Source organism: Faecalibacterium sp. Marseille-P9312, assembly GCF_902497445.1.
Classification (GTDB): Bacteria; Bacillota; Clostridia; order Oscillospirales; family Ruminococcaceae; genus Faecalibacterium; species Faecalibacterium longum.
This window is the reverse complement of record NZ_CABVEW010000001.1, coordinates 149,836-173,556: the sequence shown is the minus strand read 5'-3', so window position 1 is coordinate 173,556 and position 23,721 is coordinate 149,836. Positions and strand designations below refer to the sequence as shown.

General features: G+C 57.0%; 26 protein-coding genes. 10 read left to right on the top strand and 16 right to left on the bottom strand.

Features of this window, described 5'->3' with window-relative positions; translation table 11 throughout:
• Positions 1-188: 188 nt before the first annotated feature.
• From F3G95_RS00890 to F3G95_RS14025, 13 genes are all read right to left on the bottom strand, one after another.
• Entirely contained in the window at positions 189-2,411 is a 2,223-nt protein-coding gene (locus F3G95_RS00890; RefSeq protein ID WP_149793399.1) for an AAA family ATPase, read from the bottom strand.
• A 5-nt stretch (positions 2,412-2,416) separates the two neighbouring features.
• The gene (locus F3G95_RS00885; RefSeq protein ID WP_149793398.1) at positions 2,417-4,048 is read right to left on the bottom strand and encodes a DEAD/DEAH box helicase; all 1,632 of its coding nucleotides are present in this window, start codon (positions 4,046-4,048) and stop codon (positions 2,417-2,419) included.
• Positions 4,048-4,524 carry a DUF669 domain-containing protein gene (locus F3G95_RS00880; RefSeq protein ID WP_149793397.1) on the bottom strand — a complete coding sequence of 159 codons (477 nt, stop codon included), beginning with the start codon at positions 4,522-4,524 and terminating at the stop codon, positions 4,048-4,050. Before F3G95_RS00880 ends, F3G95_RS00885 begins: the two co-directional genes overlap by 1 nt.
• 152 nt (positions 4,525-4,676) lie before the next feature.
• Positions 4,677-5,765: an ATP-binding protein gene (locus F3G95_RS00875; protein WP_243130230.1), complete on the bottom strand. Its 1,089-nt coding sequence runs from the start codon at positions 5,763-5,765 to the stop codon at positions 4,677-4,679.
• Positions 5,765-7,069, bottom strand: a complete 1,305-nt coding sequence (locus F3G95_RS00870; protein ID WP_149793395.1) for an AAA family ATPase — start codon at positions 7,067-7,069, stop codon at positions 5,765-5,767. Before F3G95_RS00870 ends, F3G95_RS00875 begins: the two co-directional genes overlap by 1 nt.
• Positions 7,060-8,820 (bottom strand): hypothetical protein, encoded by a 1,761-nt coding sequence (locus F3G95_RS00865; RefSeq protein ID WP_149793394.1) that lies wholly within the window; start codon positions 8,818-8,820, stop codon positions 7,060-7,062. The genes F3G95_RS00870 and F3G95_RS00865 overlap by 10 nt, the downstream gene beginning before the upstream one ends.
• Positions 8,817-9,113, bottom strand: coding sequence for a hypothetical protein (locus F3G95_RS00860; RefSeq protein ID WP_149793393.1), 297 nt, complete (start codon positions 9,111-9,113; stop codon positions 8,817-8,819). Before F3G95_RS00860 ends, F3G95_RS00865 begins: the two co-directional genes overlap by 4 nt.
• Before the next feature lie 121 nt (positions 9,114-9,234).
• Positions 9,235-9,435, bottom strand: coding sequence for a hypothetical protein (locus tag F3G95_RS00855; protein WP_149793392.1), 201 nt, complete (start codon positions 9,433-9,435; stop codon positions 9,235-9,237).
• Positions 9,432-9,707, bottom strand: a complete 276-nt coding sequence (locus F3G95_RS00850; RefSeq protein ID WP_149793391.1) for a hypothetical protein — start codon at positions 9,705-9,707, stop codon at positions 9,432-9,434. The genes F3G95_RS00855 and F3G95_RS00850 overlap by 4 nt, the downstream gene beginning before the upstream one ends.
• A complete protein-coding gene (locus tag F3G95_RS00845) occupies positions 9,704-9,919 on the bottom strand; it encodes a hypothetical protein (protein ID WP_149793390.1) in 216 nt (71 codons plus the stop codon). The genes F3G95_RS00850 and F3G95_RS00845 overlap by 4 nt, the downstream gene beginning before the upstream one ends.
• Complete coding sequence (locus F3G95_RS00840; RefSeq protein ID WP_149793389.1) at positions 9,916-10,191, bottom strand: hypothetical protein; 276 nt, start codon at positions 10,189-10,191, stop codon at positions 9,916-9,918. The genes F3G95_RS00845 and F3G95_RS00840 overlap by 4 nt, the downstream gene beginning before the upstream one ends.
• Positions 10,192-10,206: 15 nt before the next feature.
• Positions 10,207-10,401, bottom strand: a complete 195-nt coding sequence (locus tag F3G95_RS00835) for a helix-turn-helix domain-containing protein (protein ID WP_149793388.1) — start codon at positions 10,399-10,401, stop codon at positions 10,207-10,209.
• A gap of 5 nt (positions 10,402-10,406) precedes the next feature.
• Positions 10,407-10,529, bottom strand: a complete 123-nt coding sequence (locus F3G95_RS14025) for a hypothetical protein (RefSeq protein WP_279240228.1) — start codon at positions 10,527-10,529, stop codon at positions 10,407-10,409.
• Positions 10,530-10,596: 67 nt separating this feature from the next.
• Between F3G95_RS14025 and F3G95_RS00830 the strand changes: the two genes are divergently transcribed.
• Positions 10,597-10,944: a hypothetical protein gene (locus tag F3G95_RS00830; RefSeq protein WP_149793387.1), complete on the top strand. Its 348-nt coding sequence runs from the start codon at positions 10,597-10,599 to the stop codon at positions 10,942-10,944.
• Here F3G95_RS00830 and F3G95_RS00825 read toward each other — a convergent pair.
• On the bottom strand, positions 10,925-11,254 hold the full coding sequence (locus tag F3G95_RS00825; RefSeq protein WP_149793386.1) for a hypothetical protein: 330 nt from the start codon (positions 11,252-11,254) through the stop codon (positions 10,925-10,927). The two genes, F3G95_RS00830 and F3G95_RS00825, sit on opposite strands and share 20 nt — an antisense overlap.
• A gap of 39 nt (positions 11,255-11,293) precedes the next feature.
• The gene (locus F3G95_RS00820; RefSeq protein WP_227622660.1) at positions 11,294-11,491 is read right to left on the bottom strand and encodes a helix-turn-helix transcriptional regulator; all 198 of its coding nucleotides are present in this window, start codon (positions 11,489-11,491) and stop codon (positions 11,294-11,296) included.
• 154 nt (positions 11,492-11,645) lie between these two features.
• Between F3G95_RS00820 and F3G95_RS00815 the strand changes: the two genes are divergently transcribed.
• The 9 genes from F3G95_RS00815 to F3G95_RS00770 all read left to right on the top strand — a co-directional run bounded on the left by F3G95_RS00815 (position 11,646) and on the right by F3G95_RS00770 (position 21,935).
• The gene (locus F3G95_RS00815) at positions 11,646-12,293 is read left to right on the top strand and encodes an XRE family transcriptional regulator (protein WP_149793385.1); all 648 of its coding nucleotides are present in this window, start codon (positions 11,646-11,648) and stop codon (positions 12,291-12,293) included.
• Positions 12,294-12,376: 83 nt separating this feature from the next.
• Positions 12,377-13,249 carry a hypothetical protein gene (locus tag F3G95_RS00810; protein ID WP_149793384.1) on the top strand — a complete coding sequence of 291 codons (873 nt, stop codon included), beginning with the start codon at positions 12,377-12,379 and terminating at the stop codon, positions 13,247-13,249.
• Between the two features lie 139 nt (positions 13,250-13,388).
• On the top strand, positions 13,389-14,579 hold the full coding sequence (locus tag F3G95_RS00805; RefSeq protein WP_149793383.1) for a site-specific integrase: 1,191 nt from the start codon (positions 13,389-13,391) through the stop codon (positions 14,577-14,579).
• A 641-nt stretch (positions 14,580-15,220) separates the two neighbouring features.
• Positions 15,221-16,183 (top strand): PhoH family protein, encoded by a 963-nt coding sequence (locus tag F3G95_RS00795; protein ID WP_015564135.1) that lies wholly within the window; start codon positions 15,221-15,223, stop codon positions 16,181-16,183.
• Positions 16,184-16,262: 79 nt separating this feature from the next.
• Positions 16,263-16,754 (top strand): rRNA maturation RNase YbeY, encoded by a 492-nt coding sequence (gene ybeY / locus F3G95_RS00790; RefSeq protein ID WP_149793381.1) that lies wholly within the window; start codon positions 16,263-16,265, stop codon positions 16,752-16,754.
• An 18-nt stretch (positions 16,755-16,772) separates the two neighbouring features.
• Positions 16,773-17,705 carry a GTPase Era gene (gene era, locus F3G95_RS00785; RefSeq protein WP_223387478.1) on the top strand — a complete coding sequence of 311 codons (933 nt, stop codon included), beginning with the start codon at positions 16,773-16,775 and terminating at the stop codon, positions 17,703-17,705.
• Between the two features lie 200 nt (positions 17,706-17,905).
• A complete protein-coding gene (gene recO / locus F3G95_RS00780; protein ID WP_149793380.1) occupies positions 17,906-18,652 on the top strand; it encodes a DNA repair protein RecO in 747 nt (248 codons plus the stop codon).
• A gap of 33 nt (positions 18,653-18,685) precedes the next feature.
• Positions 18,686-21,097, top strand: a complete 2,412-nt coding sequence (locus F3G95_RS00775; RefSeq protein ID WP_149793379.1) for an endonuclease MutS2 — start codon at positions 18,686-18,688, stop codon at positions 21,095-21,097.
• 4 nt (positions 21,098-21,101) lie between these two features.
• Positions 21,102-21,935 carry an N-acetylmuramoyl-L-alanine amidase gene (locus tag F3G95_RS00770; protein ID WP_149793378.1) on the top strand — a complete coding sequence of 278 codons (834 nt, stop codon included), beginning with the start codon at positions 21,102-21,104 and terminating at the stop codon, positions 21,933-21,935.
• Positions 21,936-22,518: 583 nt separating this feature from the next.
• Here the strand turns inward: F3G95_RS00770 and F3G95_RS00765 are convergent.
• Positions 22,519-23,709: a tyrosine-type recombinase/integrase gene (locus F3G95_RS00765; RefSeq protein ID WP_149793377.1), complete on the bottom strand. Its 1,191-nt coding sequence runs from the start codon at positions 23,707-23,709 to the stop codon at positions 22,519-22,521.
• Positions 23,710-23,721: the final 12 nt, after the last annotated feature.

The window sequence follows — 23,721 nt, the reverse complement described above, 5'->3', positions numbered from 1 at the left end:
CCCCATCCTCTGGGATACCCCATCACACATTGCAGTGCAGTCATGCTATTATATATAGGCTATTTTGCACTGCAAATGTTGCAGTCATAGCGGCTATTTCTGCAATTTTGCAGTTTTTGCTGTCGTGCAAAATAGCGGCTATTTCTGCATTTTTACAACAAAATGTAATTGCAAATATAACAGAGTGTTTAACCTCTGCTGCCGGGCTCCTTGCGGCCGACCTTCTCGCCGTCGATCCAGAAGCGCCCGTCTTCTTTCAGACGGTTCTTGACGGTGCGGGGCTTCAGATCCATATACTCGCCGAGGCTGTAGACGGTGACCTCACCGTCCATCATGCAGGCTTCAAAAGCGGTGTCCAGCTCGGCCTTCCTGTCCTTGGACTGCTTGGCCTTGTCACCCCAGCGGCGGCTCGCACCCTTTGCACCCAGCGTGCGGAAGTCGCTGTCCGGCTGCAGATCTTCCAGAAGCCCGCTGTCCAGCTTATGCACCGGATAGTCAAACCAGAGGTTGACCGGCGCAAAGCTTGCAAACTCGCGGAGAGTGCCTTCGATGCGCCAGGCAGTCATGCTGTCGGCTTTCTTCTGAGCCGCAGCCACTTCGGCGTCGATGGCCCGCAGGTCGGCGAGGCCAAGCTTCTCTTTGGCGATGGTGAGCATCCGGCTCTTGCTGAGGGCGTCATCCGGGCCGTAGGCGTCCGCGTGGCCGCGCTTATCCAGCATCGCTTTGATGACCCGGCAGGCGGCCTTGTTGTGCAGCTGCTCCCGGATGGCGTCGGTGATGGTCAGCTCAGTCATGTCCAGCATGGCATCCGGGTCGCGGGCAAACACGCCGGAGCCGGATGCTCTGTCCATGCTGCGCTTGCCGCCCTGCGCGCCCTTGGAATGGTGGTGGCAGTAGATGACGGCGCAGTCCAGCGCGCGGCAGACCACATCGAACTGGTTGCAGAATTTCGCCATCTGGTCGGCGCTGTTCTCGTCGCCGGTGATGACCTTATAAATAGGGTCGAGTATGACGGCAGTATAGCCCTTTTTGCCTGCCCGGCGGATGAGCTTGGGGGCAAGCTTGTCCATCGGGACAGACGCGCCGCGCAGGTTCCAGATGTCGATGTTCCGCAGATTGTCCGGCGCAAGGCCCATCGCGGTATAGACGTCCTTGAAGCGGTGCAGGCAGGACGGCCTATCAAGTTCCAGATTGATATAAAGTACACGCCCCTGCGCACAGGAGAAGCGGCCCAGCCACGTTTTACCCTCGGCGATGGCGATGCACAGCTCAATGAGGGCGAAGCTCTTGCCTGCCTTGGAAGGGCCTGCCAGCAGCATCTTGTGGCCCTGACGCAGCACGCCGGAGATGAGGGCATCGGCCAGCGGGGGCAGGTCGTCCCAGTCATCGGCCAGACATTCTGTATCGGGCAGGTCATCGGTGCAGGCATCCACCCAGTCGCACCAGTCCTCCCAGCAGCTTTTGCCGACGTTCGTTTCAAGCAGGGCCTGTTTCTGCCCCGCCCGCAGGATGCCGGGCATCCGGGAGAGGCGGGAAGGGTTGCGGTTCTGCTGGTCGAGGGTCAGACCGTTCTTCTGGCAGGTGGCGTAGAGGTAATCGACCCGCTTGCGGTACTCAGCATAATCCGGCGCATTGACCCGGACGATGGCGTGGATGCTCTTGCCGCCGGAGTAGACCAGCGCGGCGCAGGGCAGCTCCATCTGGTGGATAGCGGCCAGCTGCTTGCCGGGCTCCATGTTGTCGCACTCCACGAGGGCGTAGCGGTAGCTGGTGACATTGGCATCCTTCCGGCCTGTGCCGTCCACCGGGTTGAAGCAGATCCATGCACCGATTTCCGGGTCGCAGTCGCCCATGACTTTGCCGACGTCGTCGCCGCAGGCGTCCAGCTCTTCGATGAGCTGCCCGGCAGTTCTGTCCCAGCAGCCTTTCGCCGGGCGTCGGCGGTCGGCTGCCATGAAGCTCTCGGTGACATAGGCCACATACTCGTCCGGCTCGAAGAGGGCCTGCAGGTAGCGTTTGAGCTGCTGGGCAGGCTCCCATGTGTCGGGAAGGTGAAGCTCCTGCTCTTCGACCCAGCGGGGGTCTACCAGTGCGGGCTGCTGCGGGCCGACGGTCAGCTCATCGCCCCAGTCCAGCGCATGGCCTGCAGGGCCGGACCAGCCGTGCTCATAGGCCAGCTGGAAGATGCTGCTCTGGGTGACGGGCTTCGAGCTGCCGTGGAAGCTCTCCCATTTTTTGATGCACTCGCCCTTGTGATACCGCCCGCCGTCCCGGGCACTCCACTGCTCCCACACGGCGACGGGCAGACCAGTTTCTTTCAGGCCCATGCCCACCATGAGCCATTCTTCATAGGTCAGGGCGGACGGGGAGACGAAGTCCAGCGCTTCTTTGATGTCATTTTCATGTTCCATTCGCATTACCATAGTAACATATCATCTGCGATGACCGGCTCAGCAGACGGGATATAGTTCTTGGGGTCAACGCCCCTCGGCGCGCCCCGCCAGCCGCCGGCGGCAATGCGGTCTATCATCTGCCGTGCGGCCTCGAAGCTCCACGTGCCGACGTGCTGGAAGCCGTATTTCTCCAGGCAGCGTATCTGCTTTGGGGTGGTCAGGCCCTCGTCCCGGCGCTTGCTGAGACGGTCGAGCAGGAGAGCCGCTTTGCCCGCAGACTCCACGGCCTCCGGCAGGATGCCCAGTCTTTCCAGTGCGGCAGTCTGCTTTGCACTAGGCGGGCCAGCTTCCCAGCCAAAGGCCGGCACATAGCCGGAGAGGTCTTCGGCCTGAATGCTCATCTCGTATTGCAGCGGGTCAACGAGCTTCGCCTTTTTGCGGCGCTGTTCTTCCAGCTGCTTGGCAAGCGCCTCTTCGCGCTGGGCCACCACATCCTCGCTGGCCTGTGCGGCGGCGTCCTCAATATCCTGCGGCCCGCCGCTCTCGGCCAGATTGTCAGTCATCTGCCGGGCCACGGCCCGGTCCTCACAGACAAGGTCTGCCGGGCGGCAGAGCTCGTGCTTGTCGGTCATCCAGAGGAAATCCAGCAAAAGCAGATCGTTCTTGCCCGGGGAGAGCCGGGTGCCGCGCCCCACCATCTGGCTGTAGAGGCTGCGCACCTTCGTGGGCCGCAGCACGACGACGCAGTCCACCGAGGGGCAGTCCCAACCTTCCGTCAGCAGCATGGAGTTGCAGAGCACGTTGTACTTGTCGGCTTCGAAATCCGAAAGCACCTGTCTGCGGTCGGCGCTCTGGCCGTTGACCTCGGCGGCGCGAAAGCCTTTGGTGTTCAGCAGATCGCGGAATTTCTGGCTCGTCTTGATGAGGGGCAGGAACACCACCGTTTTGCGCCCGGCACAGCGTGCTGCCATTTCGTCAGCAATTTGGCTCAGGTAAGGGTCAAGGGCAGTGCCAAGCTCGCCTACGGAATAATCGCCGCTGCTCATGCCCACGGCGGAGATGTCCAGCTTGAGGGGGACGGTCTGGGCCATGATGCGGCAGAGATAGCCGTCTTTGATGGCATCCGTCAGCTTGTACTCATAGGCCAGGCTGTCGAACACCTCGCCGAGGTTCCGCATATCGCCCCGGTCGGGGGTAGCGGTCACGCCCAGGACCTTCGCACTGCCGAAGTAGTCGAGGATGCGGCGGTAGCCGTCGGTGATGGAATGGTGGGCCTCGTCGATGATGATAGTCCCGAAGTAGTCCCGAGGAAAGCGCTCGAGTCGTGCCGGCCGCTGCAGGGTCTGGACAGAGCCGACCACCACCCGATACCAGCTGTCGAGGCAGGTGGACTCGGCTTTTTCCACCGCGCTGACGAGGCCGGTGGAGCGCTGAAGCTTGTCTGCCGCCTGTTCCAGCAGCTCGCCCCGGTGGGCGAGGATGAGCACCCGGTCGCCCGCCCGCACCTGATCGGCGGCGACGGAGGCGAACACGATGGTTTTGCCGGTGCCGGTGGGCAGCACCAGCAGGGTGCGGAGACGGCCATTTTCCCACTCGGTGTGGATGCTCTTCCGGGCGGCTTCCTGATAGGGGCGCAGAGCCTGTTTTTCTCCCATCAGAATGCCCCCTGCGTCCAGCCCTGAGAGGGCGCGGCTTTCTCTTCAGGCGGCGGCAGGAAGCGGATGACTTCATTGCTCTGGCCGGGGTCGCCGCTCTTCTTGACGTAATCGTGGACGCCCAGCTTGCAGCGGCCTTTGGCGCCGACGACCTCGTTCCAGCGGGGGCGGAAGGTGTCACCCTTCCTGCACTGGCCGATGCTCTCGAAGAACGCGCCCAGCAGGCCCTGGGTCTTGGTGTGGAGGTAGAGGCGGTGGGTGACGGTGGTATCGCCCAGAGCGCCGCCGAAGATCTTCAGCGTCAGCTTTGCCATGGAGCAGGGCGGCAGCTTGGCGCTGCCCTCGAAGCGGGCGCGCTCCATCCCGGTCACTTCGAAGTAGTATTCGCCCTCGGGCAGGAGCACGAAGTCCTGCGAGACGTTGGTAAATTCATCGTCCCAGCCAAGAGCGCGATCGGTAGTATTCATGTCAGTCATAAGTATTCTCCTTTATAATAGTAAACCTCTCCGTCATCGCTGCGCGATGCCACCTCTCCTATCGAGGAGAGGCCTTGGCATTTCGTAAGGCCTAATCTCTTCGCCAGAGGCTCCCCTCGGTAGGGGAGCTGGCTGCGAAGCAGACTGAGAGGTTAAAACGGCAGGTCCCGGTTGTCCAGCACCATCTGAAGCACCTGCGGCCATGCGGCCACAAGACAGCCCTCCACAAAGTCGGCGGGGTAGTCCCTGATGGGCATATCTTCCGGGAAATAGCCCCGCTTGCCCACAACGAACTGCAATTCTTCGGGGGTGACGTTGTTGGCACTCATCAGCGCGGCCAGCTTTTCGGGGACGCCCAGCGCCATGAGGTCGGGCGTCAGCAGGGCTTCGGGAACAGTCTCCCGGGGCGATTCCGGCTGAGGCTTGGGCTGCGGTGCCGGTGCGCTGGGAGGGGGAAGAATGTCCTTTTCGGCGGGTGCTGCGGGCTTCGGGGAGGCAGGCGGCGCAGAGGCCGGACCGGTGATGCAGTGGGCGATGCTGGCGTAGTCGAAGGGGACTTCATCGGGCAGGCCGAAGCGGTTCTTGGCGTCCCAGCAGGCGTGGTGGGTGGTGTAGAGCACCCGTTTGCCGCCGGTGGCTTTGTTCTTGGCGTTGGGGCTGCTGCCGCTCTTTTCTACGATGGTCTGGTAGTTGGCGAAGAGGAGCATATCGCACCACTCCCGCAGGAGGGGTTCAGTCTGCTTGGTGGTCTTCATGGTCCAGCGGTCATAACTGCCCGCCGCGTCCGGCTGCTCGAACTTGGTGATGGCGGCGTGGGCGAGGATCAGCACATGGTGGCCGCTGTTCAGCACCTCCTCGAGGGCGTCGAGAAGCCTGCCGAACTCCTCCTTTACGTAGGTGTAACCCTTGCCGTAGCCGAAGCCCTCGAGGCCGTCCACCTTGGCTTTGGCGCAGATGGCGTCGATGGCCAGACGCTCGGCCCAGTCGGCGGTGTCGATGACCAGCGTACCGCAGGAAACTTCGCCCCGGGTGACGGCCCGCACCTCGTCCAGCAGCATGGCCCAGCTGGTGGGCTGGGGCAGGCGGGCAACATTGAGCCGCTTGGTGCCGCCCTCAGTGTCGATGAAAACGGGGTCCGGGAAGTGAGAGGCAAATGTGCTCTTGCCGATGCCCTCGGGGCCGTACAGCACGACCTTGACCGGGGTGTTCAAAATGCCGGTGGTGATGGAATAGCTGCTCATCAGAAAGCTCCTTTCGTCCATGTTCTGGTCTGCGTGGGTGCGGCGGACAGGACAGGCAGGTCAGCACCCTTGACCATGCCGTCCTCAATGATGATCTGGCACTCGCTGCCGGTGGAAACACGGGTTGCGATGGCCTGCAGGCCCTCCGCTTCGAGCCAGTGGCCGAACTCTTCCAGCGTGGTCATGTCCATCTGCTCGAGCTTGTCCAGAAGGACAAAGCCGCAGTCCGGGTTGAGCCGCCGGATGATAGCCGCGGCCACCCGGAGCTGGTCGCTGCCGGACATATCCCGCCAGCGCTTGCCTTTATAAGTAAGAGCGCCGTCCTCCACACTCAGCTCCGGCAGGGGCAGGTCGGCACCGTTCAGCAGGGCCAGACGCTCTTTGCGCTTCTGCTCGATGGCATCCGTAAGCTTGTCGTAGTCGCTGGCGTACTTGGCGGCTTCGTCCTCGGCGCGGGCTTTTTCGAGGTTGGCCCGGACTTTCCGGTTCGTCTCCTCGATGCTCTGGATAGAGGCTTCCAGCTCAGCGGTGGATTCGTCCTGAAGGTCTTCGGTAGATTTCCGGGCGGCGTAGAGGTCAGTGGTCAGCGCGGCCTGCTCTTCTGTCAGACGTGCAAGCTCTGCTTCCAGCTGCTCCCGGCGCTGTGCAAGGGTGCGGCTCTTGTTTTCCAGCTGAGAAAGCTGGCTGCGCTTGCGCTGATTCTCCCCGTTCCGGGCCAGAATATCCTGCTGCTGGCGGATGAGGTCAGAGGCGCTGAGGGGCTGTTCGGGAGCATCGGGGTAGGAGATAAGCTCGTCGGCGAAGTGCTTTTTCTGCTGGGCCAGCTGGCCGGTGAAGGTGCGTTTGTCGTAGATGCTTTTGATCTCCATATCCCGGAGATGCAATTCATTCCCGATGCCGATGATGCGCAGCAGAATGTCAGCCTTTTCCTTGTCGCTGGCCTCCATGAAGCGGGGCAGATCGAGAGCCAGCGGCTCGACAAAAGCATTCAGCAGCTGCTGGCCGCTGCGGCGGCCGGTGGGGTCGGTGACAGTGAGGCTGCTGTTCTTGCCCTTGCGCTCCACGACGACCCCGTTGGAGAGAGTGACGCGGAGGTGGGCGGGAGCGACGGCCCCATCCCGCTGGGCGGCGTTCGGGCGGAATTTTTCGCCGCCAAGCGCCCATGCCAGCGCGTCGAGAACGCTGGTCTTGCCCTGATTGTTGTTGCCGCCCACGAGGGTGAGACCGGTGGGCGCAGGAGTGAGCGCAACGGCCTTGATGCGCTTGACGTTTTCGGCCTCGAGGGCCGTGATCTTTACAGACATCTGGATACCTCCCCTTGAATTTGTCCTAATGTGCGTACGAACTGATCGATCGCGTTTTCCCGCTGTTCACCCGGAAGCTTGCCGAACAGCGGCTTTATGGACTGCGCGAGATTTGTGATGGAGCGGCCGGCCAGAAGGATGCTGTCGTAGGCGTCGCGGGCGTCGGCCTCAGCATTAGCCGCCGTCTGGTCGAGCTGAGCCTTGAGGTCGGCTGTCATGCCGTCGGCCATCTCTTTTGCCTGCCGGGCGACTTCGTCCTTGTCCACCACAGCTACGATGGGCTGCTTCCGGGCGGCTTCGGCCTCGGATCTCCACTTGTCGGCCCGACGATTGGCCGCTTCGGCCACCTGCCGGGAGCCTTCCAGCTGGCTCTCGGCGGTTTTGGCACGCTGCTCGGCCTTGGTCTGCATCTTCCATGCTTCCTCTTCCCCGGCCTCAGCGGCGTCTAACCGGCTTTTGAGCTGATCGTTCTGTTCGGTCAGACCTTTAATGTCAGCATTTGCGGCTTCCAGCTGAGCATTGGCGGTATTCATTGCGTCCCGCGACTCCTGCTCCTGAATGCAGGCGCTCTTCAATCTGGCCTGCGTTTCGTTCAGCTTGTACTCTTTGGCCTTGAGCTGGGCCAACAGCTCCTGCACCCGCTGGCTGTCTCCGGCGGCTTCGACCAGCTGCCCAGCGCAGCCGCTGCGGGCGATGAGGTTCAAATCTTTGCGGGTCAGCTCGGGCAGCTGTTTTAATTCCGCAACTGTTGCGGAATTAAAAGCGTCACCGTTTTTGACCATCGTGCGGGCGCTGCCTTCGCTGAGTCCCTTGCTCTCATACCACTTTGTCCATGTACCGCCGCCATACCGGCCCGCCTTGGCAGTCAGAGTGTGGATCCGGGCAAGGTAGATGCAGGAGATCAGGTATTCGTCCTGCGCCGCTCCGTAATGCAAATCAAACTGCTGATCGGCTTCGGTGGCCTGCTGGGACAGCTCCCCCAATGGAGAGAAGTCAAAGGTGGGGACAGCTGCGGATGCAAAAGAAGTCTCCGCAGGAACAACAGGGGCCGATGCGCTGCTCTGCGGGGACAGCGCGGGGGTCAAGCCGTTTGCAGCCGCCTCGCTCGCCGAGGTGGTCGGTATTGCCGCCGCCGAACTGCTGGCAGCAGGGCTTGTCATGGTCGCAGCAGCATCCGCAGTCGGGGCAGTTGTACATGAGAAAATCTCCTTTGCTTTTTTGATGTCAGCAAGAATCTTTTCCATTTCCTGCTGCGGTGTCATGTCCTTGCGGCTACCATTCGGAGTAAAGAACTGATCAAGCAGCTCTCTTTTTGCGGCAACGCCTTTCAGATTCTGGGTGCAGGTGATAGTCAGGCAGTAACGGCCATCAGATCCATAGTCCGATGCACGAATATCTTTGGAAAACGAGCCAAAAATCTCTCTGTCTGGATAAGTGTCTTTGATCCAGGAGGAGACCTGAGACAGAAAGTCGAAGTCCAGACTATGCACTCGACAAGTGCATTTATCCTTGATAGAGCCAGCGAACTCTGACGCATAGGTGAGGGTCTTGCTCATCCGGCATTCGTAGCCCTGAGTCTCCCGGCTGACAGTTCTAGCACTTTCATCCCATTGATAGTTTCCGTATGGCATGGCGTAGGGGCATCCCCAGCACTCATGGCCGGGTGCATAGCCGGATAGGCGGTTACCAGTGGTACTGGCATCGGTGGATTTCTTCACTCGCCGTCCGCATTTGCAGATATAGGTGGTCACACCCTCACCTCCAACTCCTTCAGGCGGTCAAGCATTTCGGCCTGCAGGTCTTTGTTCAGGGGCTGGAAGCGGTTATTCCGCCAGCCGTAGCAGAGGATGGTGCCATAGATGGGCTGGCCGCGATAAGTACGGTTCAGGCCCTTGCCGTAGATGGCGTACACCAGCACCGCCGGGGTGCGGGGCAGAACTTTCTGCTCGCAGGGACACTGCAAAAGCGCTTCCATGCCCTGCAGCGTGTCCGGCAGGGCGGTCACGACCGGGTCTTTGCCCGGCTCGATAAGAATACCTTTCATCTCTTGTAAAAACCTCCAAAGTGTGTTATCCTTCGGGGTGATGGGGGTTCAAACCATCATCCCTTTGCAGGCTCGCCGGTGTTCCAGCACCAGCGGGCTTTTTGTTTACTCGTCATGTGCTTCACTCCAGCACAAGGCTCTTGATATACGGCAGCCAGTCACGCCAGCATGGCTTGGAAAGACTGCGGTTGACAGCGTAGTAATAGGCTGCATTGCTGATTTTGGAAGAGCCTTTCAACCGCTGCTCTTTGACCATGTGGTTCACCTGATTGCGGGACAGGCCCATGCCCATCAGGAGCTTTTTCATGCGCTTGGTCTTCATGCGTCCCTCCGGTTCTGCCGGTACTCCGGCTCTTCGGTGCGGGCGTGGCGGCGGTCGATGTGCTTGCGGCGCTGCACTTCGCGCTCTGCGGCATGGTCGCCCAGCCGGGCAAAGAACAACGCCAGCAACAGCAGTACCATCGCGGTGATGAAGTCGGTGTCGGAGATGACGCCAAGGGCTTCGATGCTGCCTGCAAAGCCCAGCGCATACAGCATCCCGACGGCACCGCTGGCAACCGCCAGCCAGTACCAGACGCCAGATTTGATTCTCATAAACCCACTCCCTCCAAACTAGCAATCATTCCAAGAAGCGCTTCGACATGGCTGATTTTGTCGTTGGCCTCCTGAAGCTCTTTGCGGGCATTATCAATGGCCTCGGGTGTTCCACCGTATTTGTTGACGGAATTAGCCGAACTCACGCCATCGGATGCAGAATGCGTCAGCATGACGGCGGTGCGCAAAAGGTATTCGCTTTCAAGTTTCATTCCTCGATCTCCTCTCCCAAAATGTTTTCGGCTTCGCAGGTTTCCCACGGCTCGCACAAATCAGATGTAAACGCCTTGACTGGATGCCACTCACCGTCGGCAAAAATTTGTAAGCCTGTGTGGTTTTCGTCCTTGACCCGTGCGCCCAGCTGGTAGTCGCCAGATGCTCGGCTGTCAGTCCAACGAAACCAATGCATCCAAAACAGTGGCGCGACATATGCGCACCCAGTGGGTGCTGCAGTTTGCTCAGAGGCGAGGGTATAAGATTTCATGCGGATGCCTCCTTTTTATTTCTGCGGCACACCCAGCTGCACCAGCAGGGCGGGGACGTTGATCATGATGCACCGGCCACTCTTGATGTGAGGAACGGTGCCTTTATCGAGCTCTTTGCGCAGGTAGTATTCCGAAAGCCCGGTGGCCCGGGCAGCATCGCGGACATTCATGAACGGGGTAGAGGGGACGGAAGGCGTATGCTTCCTCATAGCGGTCACTCCTTTTTCTCAGTGGTAAAGATGTCGGCCATGATCTGGTCGAACGCGGGCAGGCCGTCAAGCTCGACGGTGCGCACCTGCCCGAACTCGGGGTTGGAGAAGATCTGTAAGTCGTTCATGTGGTTTTGTGCCTCCTTGTGGCTGGCTCCCTTCTGCGGTATACTTGGGCGGAAGGGAGTGTTAGAAATGCTGGACGTAAAAACGCTGAAGGTTCTGGAATTTCTGAGTGAGCATCCTGACAAGCGGTTTTCGATTGATGAGATGCGCAAGGATGGGGTTCCAGCCGATTTCGATACATTGCAGTGGATGGAAAAACACGAAATGGTACTTAAAGGGGAAAGTGATGACCCGGAAGTACGAGAACTGGACAGAATGTTTGGGGATGTTACGTATTTTTACTCGATAGGAGCTGGTGGTCGAGTGGCATTGACTGACCATAAACACTCAGTCCGAACCGAAAGACGTGCAAATCTGGCAATCGTCATATCAGTGGTGAGCCTGCTCGTTTCAATTTTCACGATGTGGCAAGGATAATAAGGCTGATTACTAATGCGATGCCAGCTATGGAAATGGCAGCCAGAAACTTCTTCTTGAGTTCGCCTTCGGTCAAATCCATTAAATGAAGGATATTGCCGATCTCTGAACCCATGTAGCGTTGCAGTTCAACTCCGTCACGTTTGAGCATAAACTCATTGTCCGGTGCCTTGTCGGAAACAGGGGCAGGGTCTCTTGCAAATTGGCAAAAGATCTGGTGCTGCTGCTCCTGCTCCTGAGACTGCCGCTCCTGTACCGCCAGTACAAGAACGGCAATTTCTTTGGGTGTGCCAGTGATTTCAATTTTCATCTTCTTCACCTCCTTTGAAAATGTAACTTGTTAAGTTACTTAATGGCCGAAAAATACAGCCTGCGGATTGTCGATGCTCAAAAGCTCCACAATCTTTGAGGCCTCATCCGTGCCAAAAACACGTTTTTTGAGCTTGCGGGTTAAGGTTTGCTCCGAAATTCCGAGTTCCTGAGCCAACATTTTTTGGGTGTAGCCAGCCTTGACCATGTACGACTTGAGTAAATTGACGTTTACCACACTTTCACCTCCAAACTGCCTCTTTGTAACTTGTGAGGTCACGAGTATAATAGCACCATATCTGTGACCTGTCAAGTTATTTTTGATAATTGAATTAAAAATATTGTAAACTGTCGGTTTATCTGCTATACTATAGACATTAAAGGAGGTGCTCATGGTGACTGTAGGTGATCGCATTCGACAGGTACGTCAAGAGCAAGATGTAACCCAGCAGGAGCTTGCCGATTACATCGGCATATCGAAGCAGGCAGTATATAAGTATGAAAATAATATTGTAACCAATATACCGACAGACAAAGTTGACGCCATCGCCAAACGGCTGAAAGTGTCTCCCGCCTACCTAATGGGCTGGGAAGAGCAGCCGACTCCCAAGCCCACTTCGCCCGCTCCCATCCCGCCGGGCTTTGAGCCGATGCCGAAGATGAAGAAGATCCCCCTGATTGGCAGCATTGCCTGCGGGGAACCCATCACAGCAGAGCAGAACATTGAAAAGATGGTGGATGTGCCGGAATCCATCCGGTGCGACTTCTCGCTCACCTGCCACGGGGACAGCATGGTGGATGCCGGTATCCACGATAAAGATGTGGTGTATATCCGTACACAGCCGGAGGTAGAGAACGGCGAGATCGCAGCGGTGCGCATTGATGGTGAAGCAACCCTCAAGCGAGTATATTACAACCCCGGAACACTGACCCTGATGCCCGCAAACCCGGCTTATGCGCCCATGGTCTACACCGGCTCCCAGCTGGAAGAGGTGCACATTGAGGGCAAGGTCGTGGGCTGGACGCATTGGGTGGGGTGAAAAAATCGCTTGCCGGTGCGAATTGCAGGATTGGTTGTGGAGTGCCGGAAGGTGTTCCGATAAATGGTAAAGAGGAACTTGATATGTCGAGAAAGAACAAGGTTGGATATTCAAAAAAATATGCGAGTGCTGCGAAATCGTTTGACCGAAGCATGAATCGATTGGCACATTCTGTTTCGCGTGTGGCATTTAGTAGTAAGTCTACAGCAAAATCAATCCCAAAAGCATCCCGGAAATCACATATGGATGAACCTGAGTTTGAAACGAAGTACACTAGTATCCCACAGCCAGTGACTGTTGTCTGTGCTCTGATTGGAGTGCTGGTTTTTCTTGCCGATCTCAAAGATGGCGGATTTCTGGTTTCACTCATTTTTGGATTTATAGCATATGGGGTTTCTCTTCTAATTCTTTGCGTTGTATATGGAGGAATCGCGGGAGCAAAGGAATTTCGTTCTCAAGATAGTGATAAATGCGAAGGACTACTCGAATCGGTCTATAATCCCAATCCTGAATGGATGGGGCAGACTGGCCTTGTTGATTCTCGCGCGAATGCAAAGGTCTTGGCTCCACAGTTTCTGAAGCAGGCTCAGGAAAGCGCTAAAATCCTTCAGACGACCACGGAACCGGCCACCTTTTTTACAAGATATGACTTTTGCGTTGGACGCTTGATGGAACTTGAAAAGTGCAAAAAGTACGGTGCACAGGTAAGCACTACTGATGATTTGAAGAATTATCGCAGCCTTGGCTTCCGAGATGATGCTGTAAAGGAAATCATTCATCGAACGGAAGAAAAGTATCAGGCAAAAATCGAGAGCCTGAAAACAGCAAAGGCAAAACAGAACTGGGCAGAAAAATATCATCAGGCATTTGAACCATATTTGCCTTACATGACAGACGGCCAGAAGTCTGAGCTTGGAGAAGCAAGCGCATATCTGTTTGATCTGGCTCAAAAATAAAAAACGCCCCCGGTGTTGGCGCACCGAGAGCGTTTCCAAGAACAGCTTGTTCACGAGGAACAATACAGCCCTAAGACAACTGTATTGTACCACCTCCGGGCAGGCTTGTCAAAGTGTACCCATATGGAGGTGTATTTTTATGGCGAGTTTCAAGGAGAAACTTGACAAAAACGGAAACCGAATCTACGAGGTGCAGGCCAGCAATGGGCGAGGGCGGCGTGTCTGGCGCACCTTCCGTCCGGAGCCGACATGGAGCAAGCGCACCATTCAGCGGGAGCTGCAGAAATTCGCCGCTGAATTGGAGCAGCAGTTGGCGGATGGGGAAGTGCTGACCCGTGAAGAGACTGCGCAAAAGGCCGCTGCGGAAGCCGTAGAGGCGGCCAAAATCAAAACCTTCCGGCAATATGCTGAAGCCGTCTATCTGCCAGAGAAAGCCGCCACGCTGGCGGAAAAGACCCGGGCCAGTTATACCCAGCTGTTGGAGCAGCATGTCTTTCCGGCTCTGGGCCATGTGCTGCTGCCGGAGATCACCCCGGCCATGATAAAGGCGTTACTTTCCAGTCTGTCAGAGGAGCTTGCCTTCGCCAGCGTGACAAAGGTGTATGCTGTACTGCATAACCTGTTTAAGGCTGCCTTGCTGGATGATACGATAGACCGGAATCCAATGGATAAGGTTCCGCGTCCCCGGAAGTCGAAGGATGCAGCCCTTCCTACAGAGCACAAGGCTTTTACTGCAGAGGAGACGCGATATATTCTGCGTTGTCTGGATGGCGAGCCGCTCAAGTGGCGGGCGTTTATCCTGCTGCTTATCGATACGGGCTGCCGCCGGGGCGAGGCCTGCGGGCTGCAATGGCAGTCGGTGGATTTTGATACCAACACGATCACCATCGAGAGGAATCTACAGTACACCTCCGAGCGGGGCGTGTACGAGACTCTGCCCAAAAACGGCAAGACCCGCGTTGTAGACATCTCGTCTGACGTGGCCGCGCTTTTGCAGGAGCTGCGGCAGAGTCAGCCGGTAACGGTGCGCTGGGCATTTACACAGGACGATAGCCCGGAGCCTATGCACCCAGACACTCCAACTCGTTACTTCCAGCGATTTGGCAAACGGTATGGGATAGAGCACTTCCACCCGCACAAGCTGCGCCACACGTCCGCCAGTCTTGCCATCACCAACGGTGCCGACGTGGTAAGTGTCGCCGCACGGCTGGGGCATTCTGACAGCAGCACCACGCTGCGGATGTACGCCCATGCCAACGAGGACAGCATCCGCCGGGTCGGTCAGACCGTAAGAGAGGTCTTGAAGCAGCCAGAAAAGAGAAAAGCTTGAATTTAATTCTGTTTCGTCGTGTCTCTTGATGACTCATATTCATCCTATAAACAGGATGCTAAAAAACCGCAACTTAACCGCAACAAAAACCGCAACATCCTTGAAAAATCGAAGTAATTAACGAGATTGCACGATACAGCATCGGACAAATAAAATGATTGCATCACGCAATTTGTTTGACAATGAAACAACACGACACAACACGTTAAAAGTCCCTTTTATAGCTCGTAATGAGCAGGTCGTCCGTTCGAATCGGATCAGTAGCTCCAAAGTAAAATCCCCGAAAAGTGGCTTCGCGCCTGGCTTTTCGGGGATTTTTGTTTGTGCGGAGAAATGCCTTTCGAGGGGAATGTGGGCGGTAATTGCCCCTGTTTCCGGGAAAGTTTTTCAACGAGGTGGCTCAAGAGGTGGCACAAAAAGGGAACAGAGGGAGTAAAAATAAGCGGCTCACCCTTGCGGGGGTCATCGCACACTTGGACATTGCGATTATACCTCTTTGAAAAGGCTGATAGAGCAGGTTTCGAGCGCTCTGCCAAACCGCCATATGCGGTTGAAAAATTTTGTGCAATTTTCATAGTTTTCTTCGCGCTGTTTTGGTGGTACAATAGAAGCAGAATCTAGTGACATTCAGGAGGAGCCGCATGGCAGAAAAGAGCATTGAATTAGACAGCGTAGAGATCGCAGCCGCCGTATTCGGGAACTGTGACCGGAACATCCGTATGCTGGAGAAAGAATTTTCGGTGACGGCGGTGTGCCGCGGTACGATGCTGCGCATTTCGGGCGAACCGGCCAATGTTGCAGCTGCGGCCCGTGCTGTGGAGGGGATGCTTCTCCTTATCGAGAACCATACGCCACTGGAAGACCAGACGGTGCGCTACTGCCTGAGCCTTGCGCATGACGGCGAGGAAAAGCGGGTCCGGGAGCTGACCGAAGACTTCGTGACGGTGACGGTCAAAGGCCGGCCCATCCGTCCCAAGACCCTGGGACAGAAAGAGTACCTCAACTCCATCCGGAACAACGCCATCACCTTTGGCGTCGGCCCGGCGGGTACCGGCAAGACCTACCTTGCTGTGGCAATGGCTGTCAAGGCGTTCAAGGCCAAAGATGTCTCCCGCATCGTGCTGACCCGCCCGGCGGTGGAGGCAGGCGAGAAGCTGGGCTTTCTGCCGGGTGACCTGCAGCAGAAGGTAGACCCCTATCTGCGGCCTCTGTACGACGGCCTGTTCGATATGCTGGGCGCAGAGACCTATGAGCGTCTGGTGGAAAAGCAGATCATCGAGGTTGCACCGCTGGCCTATATGCGCGGCCGGACGCTGGACGATTCCTTCATCATCCTCGACGAAGCGCAGAACACCACCCCGGAGCAGATGAAGATGTTCCTCACCCGTATGGGCGTCGGCTCGAAAGTGGTCGTTACCGGCGACGTCACTCAGATCGACCTTCCCGACCGCACCCGCAGCGGCCTTGTGGATGCACTTCAGGTCCTCAAAGGCGTGAACGGCATCGCGCAGTGCTACTTCACCGAAAAAGACGTGGTGCGTCACCGTCTGGTGCAGGAGATCATCAAAGCCTACGAGGCCGCTGCCCACCCGGCTAAACACTGAAAAAACAACCCCGGCAGCATACCACAGAAACCGGGGCATTCGTTCAATAGAATGTAGAAACGAAAGGAGCGGACGATTTATGTCCAATAAAGTTTTGATCACCAACTCGCAGAAAGCGATCAAGGTCCCCTCGGGCCTTCGCATCCTCATCCGCCGCGCCTGCAACGCTGTGCTGGAATATGAGCATTTTGACGACCCGGCGGAGATCAGCGTGACCTTCGTGGACAACGCAGCCATTGCTGAGCTGAACAACCAGTACCGCAACAAGCCGATGCCCACGGATGTTTTGAGCTTCCCTCTGGGGGAGAACGGCGTCTATGACGTGGACGAGAACAACGGCTGCAAGATGCTGGGCGACATCGTCATCAGCATGGAGCGCGCACAGGAGCAGGCGACTCTCTACGGCCATCCGCTGCAGAGAGAGGTCGCTTTCCTGACGGTCCACTCCATGCTCCATCTGCTGGGCTATGACCACGAGAACGGCGGTCTGGAAGCCATGCGGATGCGTGAGAAGGAAGAAGCTGTCCTCATCCAGCTGGGTCTGCCCCGCACGGTGAGCTACACGGAATAAAAAGACAGGAGTTCTATTTTGAAAAACGAAACACCGATCCAGGGCCATTATGATACATCCTCTGTGTTTGTGGCGGTCATTGGCCGCCCGAACGTGGGCAAGTCCAGCCTGACGAATCTGCTGGTGGGGGAGAAGGTGGCTATCGTCACCTCCAAGCCCCAGACCACCCGTACCCGTATTACTGGCGTCATCACCCGGGGGCCTCTGCAGTACGTTCTGCTGGATACCCCCGGCGTGCATAAGCCCCACAATAAGCTGGGCAAACGGATGGACAAGACGGCCAGCGACTCTATTGCTGACGTCGATGTGTCCATGATGCTGTTCGAGCCCTACGGCGCGCTGAATGAATCGGAGATGGTTCTGGTCGAGGCTCTGAAAAAGGGCGGCCCGGCCATCGCGGTCATCAACAAGACCGACCTCGTCAAAGACCCGGCGGACCTCGAGGCCCGCAAGGCGGAGCTGAAGGCCCTGGGCGTCTTTGATGATGTCTATACCGTCAGTGTCCGCGATAATGACCACTGCGAGGAACTGTTCGATGCACTGAGCCGCTATGCCGTGGAAGGCCCACATTATTTTGACGATGATGCCTACACCGATATGCCTGAGAAGGAGCTTGTAGCGGAAGTTATCCGTGAAAAGGCTCTGCTCTATATGCGGGACGAGATCCCGCACGGCATTGCGGTCGTGGTCGAGCGCTTCAAGGAGCGCCCCGGCACCGACCTCGTGGACATCGACGTGAACATCTACTGTGAGCGGGAGAGCCACAAGGGCATGGTCATCGGCAAGGGCGGCGCGATGCTGAAGAAGATCGCCAGCGCAGCCCGCACCGACTGCGAGGAATTCCTCGGCTGCCGCGTCAACTTACAGTGCTGGGTGAAGGTCAAAGCCGACTGGCGCGATAACGAGTTCATGCTCAACAATTTCGGCTTTAAGCAGCAGCCCAACCGCTGAGCCTCATAACAGGACAGATTTCCCGGGGATAGCGCAGTACCATAGAGGTGACACTATACCTTAAGGAAAGGAGCGTTGTCCGATGGATGTGGAACTCAGCTGGCAGACGTTTGCCTGCACCGGTGATATTCTGTGTTATCTGGACTACAGGCGGCAGCTCGCTCAGCAGCGGCTCACCGCCCCGGCAGGAGAAAAAACAGATGGATACCATTGTGACCCCGGGCCTTGTCCTGAAAGAGACCCGGTATAAAGAATCAGACCGGATCATCACGCTTCTGACGCCGGGGCTGGGAGTCATCTCGGCCTCTGCGCAGAGCAGCCTGCGGCTGAAAAGCAAACTGTTCAGCGCCTGCGGGCTTTTTTGTTACTCGGAGTTCGTGCTTGTCCCCGGACGGAATATGTATACAGTGCGAGAGGCGGATGTCAAAAACGTCTTCCATGGCATCTCGTCCTCCATCGAAGGGATGAGCCTTGCCATGTATATGGCGGAAATGGCCTCGGCGCTTTCGCCCACAGGAGACGAAGCGGAAAAAGAACTGAGGCTTCTCCTGAATTGCTTTTACATGATAAGCGAGAAAAAGGCCGACCTTCGGGTCATCAAGGCCGTATTTGAGCTGCGTACCATGAGCGAGTGCGGATTTCTGCCGCAGCTGGTCTACTGCCGCGACTGCGGCACTTACGACGGCCCGGCCTTTTATCTCGACCCGGCGGAGGGCTGTCTGCTCTGCGAATCCTGCGCCCAAAAGGCGGGGAAAAAGTGCAATCTGGACGCCGGGGCACTGTTTGCGCTGCGGCATATCTGTCTGGTAGAAGATAAAAAGATATTCGGCTTCCGTATTTCCGTCGGCAGTCTGGCGAAACTCTCTGCAGCAGCAGAGCAATATGCGCTGACCCATCTGGACAAGCCGTTGAAGAGTTACGACTTTTTGAGATCCGTCCTGCCATAACCATTTGAAATCGATTTGATATAAGGAATTACTATGGAAACAAGTTATTTGAAAACGCTGGAACTGGACAAGATCATTGCCCGGGCGGCGGAGGGCTGTGTGTGCAAGGAGTCCCGCGAAAAGCTCCTTGCCATCGAGCCTCAGTGCGACCCCGATGAAGTACGGTATGCGCTGGAACAGACCGATGCCATCAATTCACTGCTCATCAAGAACGGCTCGCCCCGCTTCGGTGGAGTAGAGGGCGTCAGTCAGCTGGCCGCCCGCGCCGTCAAGGGCGGTGTCCTTTCAATGGGTGAACTGCTGATGGTGGCCGGTGCGCTTCGCAACTTTCAGAACCTCGTCAGCTGGTATGGCTCTTCGGAACACGATGCACTTCCGACGGACGACTTATTCTATGCGCTGGCTCCTCAGCCGGGCCTTGAGCAGCAAATTTCGAGTGCCATCCTTGCACCGGATGCAATGGCAGATACGGCATCGCACACCCTGAACGACCTGCGCAAGAAGATCCGTGCGACTGAAAACAGCATCCGCGACCGTCTGGAAAGCATGGTCCGGAATATGGACACCTCCAAGTACTTACAGGAGAGCGTCGTCTCCATCCGAAATGGCCGGTATGTCGTTCCTGTCAAAAGCGAGTATCGCGGTGAGGTGAGCGGTATCATCCATGACGTCTCGTCTACCGGTGCGACCGTCTTCGTCGAGCCTCAGGCTGTTGTGGAGGCAAACGCACGCATCCTTCAGTACCGCGCACAGGAAGCCCAGGAAATTGAACGTATCCTGGTAGCATTTACCGGTCAGGTCGCAGCCATTGAGCCGCAGTTCCAGTACAGCTATAAGGCCATGCTGGAAATCGACGTCCTGCTTGCAAAAGCCCGCCTTGCACTGGATATGAAGGCGTTCAAACCCACTGTCCGGACGGATACGTCGTTCTCGCTCATCCGGGCGCGTCATCCGCTCATCGACGCAAAGAAGTGCGTTCCTGTCGATATTTCGCTGGGCAGGGAATATGATTCGCTCATCATCACCGGCCCCAACACCGGCGGTAAGACCGTCACTCTGAAAACGGCCGGTCTGCTTTGCGCGATGGCACAGTGCGGCTTCCTCATCCCGGCGGATGAGCGCAGTGAGATCTGTGTTTTTGACGAATTCCTCGTGGACATCGGCGATGAGCAGAGCATCGAGCAGAGCCTGTCCACCTTCTCCGGTCATATGAAGAAGATCACCGGCATCCTTGAGCTTGCCATGCCCCACACGCTGGTGCTTCTGGACGAGCTTGGTGCCGGTACCGACCCGGCGGAGGGTGCGGCACTGGCTGTTGCCATCATCGAAGAGCTGCGCCGCCGCGGTGTGCTCCTGATGGCCACAACGCACTATGCAGAATTGAAGGTGTTCGCTCTCGAGACAAAGGGCGTCGTCAACGCCAGCTGCGAGTTCGATTTGGAGACGCTGCGCCCCACCTATAAGCTCAGCGTCGGCGTTCCGGGCAAGTCCAACGCTTTTCTTATCAGCGAAAAGCTCGGCATCCCGGAGCGGGTCATTGAGGCGGCACAGCAGCATCTGTCCGCAGAAGACAAGCGTCTGGACGCCGTTCTGGGCCAGCTGGATGATTTGAAGCTCCAGCTCAAAGCCAGTCAGGACGAGGTGGAAGGCCTGAAAAACGAGGCCGCCCACCAGCTGGATGCGGCCCGTCAGAAGCGCGATGAGCTTATCCAGCAGGGCGAGAATGAGCTGGAAGCTGCCCGCGCCAAGGCCCGCGCACTGGCGCAGGAGGTCGAGAGCAAGGCCTACGCTCTGACGGATGAGCTGCGCCAGCTCCAGAAAGATGAGCGGATGAGCACCCAGCAGAAGGCCCAGCGCGCCCGTGAGATCGCCAAGAAAGAGTCCGAAAAGCTCTTTATGGGGACTGAAGTGGTACACAATCCGGTCAAGGAGTTCGTTCCGCTGAAGGAAGTCAAGGTAGGGCAGGAGGTCTGCATCGCAGAGCTGAACCAGCTGGCTACCGTGCTCTCTCTGCCAGATAAAAACGGTGATGTGCTGGTGCGTGCCGGCATCATCAAGACGAAAGTGCCGCTCAAGGGCCTCAAGCAGCCGGAAAAGCTGGTCAAGGAGACGAAGCCTCAGACCAAGGCACAGCAGCGTTACTCCCGCCTGACCGGCGACGCCAGCCGGCCCAATGGCAGGGTAGAGCGCGTGCAGCGCACGGCAAAGATGGAATGCAACCTGCTGGGTCTTACCGTAGACGAGGCGCTGCCGGAGGTGGATTCCTTCATCGACCGTGCGATTTTGAACGGCCAGACTGTGGTATATCTCATCCACGGCAATGGTACCGGCGCACTGCGCACGGCCATCCATAAGCATCTGCGGGGAAACCGAATGGTCAAGAGCTTCCGTCTGGGCCGTTACGGCGAGGGCGAGAGCGGCGTGACCGTCGTCGAGCTGAAGTAAACCGATGGCAGGACGTTCAAATCCAAGACACATACGCCGGAGAAAACAGTGCGGCCCGTCCACTGCGACGGTCATCGGCCTTTTGGTGTGCGTCGTCTGCTTCAGTACAGCATTTTTCCTTTGGAAAGCAGCGCTGTTCGGCTCCGGGCGAAATGAGAGCGGGGAAGAGCCTTTCCGGCCTGTGGTGGGCGACCCGCCCTACCGGGTCTGCATTGATGCCGGCCACGGCGGAAGCGACCCGGGTGCAAGGGGAGTCGTCGAAGAAAAAGAGATGACAGCCCAGACCTCCGAGGCTCTGCTTGCGCTGCTGGAGGCCGACCCTAATTACATCCCGCTGCGTTCCCGCGAAAGCTATGATGCCACCGCAAAGCCCAGCGAGCGGGCAGAGGCCATCAATGCCCAGAGCCCGCAGCTGCTGCTGTCCATCCACGGCAACTCCGCGCCGGAGGGTTCTGCCGCGTCGGGCTTTGAGTGTTATCCGTCCGTCCCGGGCCGTACATGGCATCAGGAGAGCTATTACTTCGCGCAGCAGCTGGCGCAGGGAATGCAGGCCGCAGGCGCAAAGCTCCGCGGCCACGGCGGCATCCGGTACATTTATTATCAGGGCGAGATAAAGCAGCTCGTAGAGAGCACCCATACCGAAGTAAGGGACGAGCGAAGCTTTACCTTGTTGGAAGATGTAAACTGTCCGGCGGTTCTGGCAGAACAGTGTTTTGTGACCAGCGAAGAGGACGTTGCACAGTTTGGCAGCGAAGAAGGCTGTAAGACAGTGGCGCGCGCTTACTATGAAGCAATCTGCGCGTACTTCGGAACACAGCCACTGGATACACCGCTGTAAAGTCTGATGCAATGGACGCTCGCATGAAAGCGGTCTTGTCCAGCTGTATTTTATGATGCCTGCCTGGCAGGCGATCCACGCGTCCCAAACGAAATGATATAAAAGAACAGCAGAGGCTCCCAAAACCTGCGCCGATGACGGAAAGCAGGAGAAGGGGGCCTCTGTTTTTGATTTTTATAATATTTCGTATAATGCAGGTTATACGAAATATAGGGGAGCGAAAAAACCCTCTTTTTCGGGTTTCGGGCCTTTCCGGCGGCTCCTGAGCCTTTTGGGCTGGCTGAGCCGGTTTTTCGCATTTTGTACAGTTGTGTTATTTGAATGCATTGCTTTGTATGTTTGGTCAGCTTTTTGTTTTACACTCGTTCCGCTGTTGTCTGTAAAAACTTTTCTGACAATAGCCATCACTTTTTGATTCCGGCCGCTCATATTTTTCAAGAGCGTTCAGTCTGCGTGGTTCCATCAATATATCCCAGCTGAAGCTTCTGATTTTTCTCGTAAAGTCTCAGAACCTCTGGAATGTCCTTAAATCGAAGAATCCACACCGAATAACCTTTGAAAAATCGTGTGGGTTCATTCGGGTTCATTCGGGTTCATTCGTATCGGCAAGGCTCGAAACATCCACCCGGAAACCTTCCTGTGCGGCACCCTCAAAGGCCTCCATCGGGCCGTCCGGCGCATCATTTTCAGGCTCATCCGATGAAGGATCGGCAAATTCCCCCTTGCTCTCCCCTGTCTCCTTTGGCGTTGTATCCAAGTTTGCCTTCTTAACTTCACCCAGCGGATTCTGCTCAATCGCTGCACGCACCTGAAATTCCTGCAGGTGTGTATAAATTTGTGTCGTGCCGACGCTGCTGTGACCCAGAAGCTGTTTGAGGGTCAGAATATCCACGTTGCCAGTCTGATACATCAGCGTCGCGGCAGTATGGCGGAGCTTATGGGTGGAAAAACCACGCAGACCCGCTGCTTTCATGGCGCCGGTGACCAGCTGCTCTACCCTGCGGTTTGAGATGCGCTCCTTGCGCCGCCGGGTGATAAAGACAGCTCTCTCTTTGGGGTTCAGACCCTCCATCGTGTTGCGCTTGTTCAGATAGATCTGCAATGCCTCCATGCAGGCATCATTCAGGTAAACCATCCGCTCCTTGTGGCCCTTACCGAACAGACGGATCTGCCGCTGTTCCATGTCGATGTCGCCGAGGTCCATGCCGACAAGCTCCGAAAGACGCATCCCACAGTTCAGAAACAGCACCACCATGCAGTAATCCCGCTCCGGGAAATCGCTCTGGGTCTGGGTACTTTCCAGAAGGTCCATGGACTGTTCTGCGGTCAGATATTTGGGCAGAACTTTATCCTGCTTGGGCGGCTTGATGGAGGCTGTGGGGTTCTCTTTGAGCAGGTCTACCTGATTGACCAGATAATCATAAAAGCCGTGGAGACTGGCCAGCCGCCGGGCCGTCGAAGATTTTTTGTTGCCGCACTCGCTGTTCAGAAAGTACAGATACTCATAAACGTCTTCCTTGGTCACACTGCCCCAGAAAGCCGTATCGAGCCCCTTGGGGTCGATGTCCTTTATCTCGGTATCGTCGGTCACAAGGCCGCGCCGACGCTTCATAAAGCGGCTGAAATTGCGCAGGTCGCAGTAATAGCTGAAGGCCGTGTTGGGGCTTTTGCCTGCGATGACTTCCAGATAGCGCACATACGCGACGATGTCCGGCGAGGCATCATCAAAAGGCTTATGTTTTTCGGGATTTTTCTCGTCCAGATAAATCGACATGGTTTCCTCTTT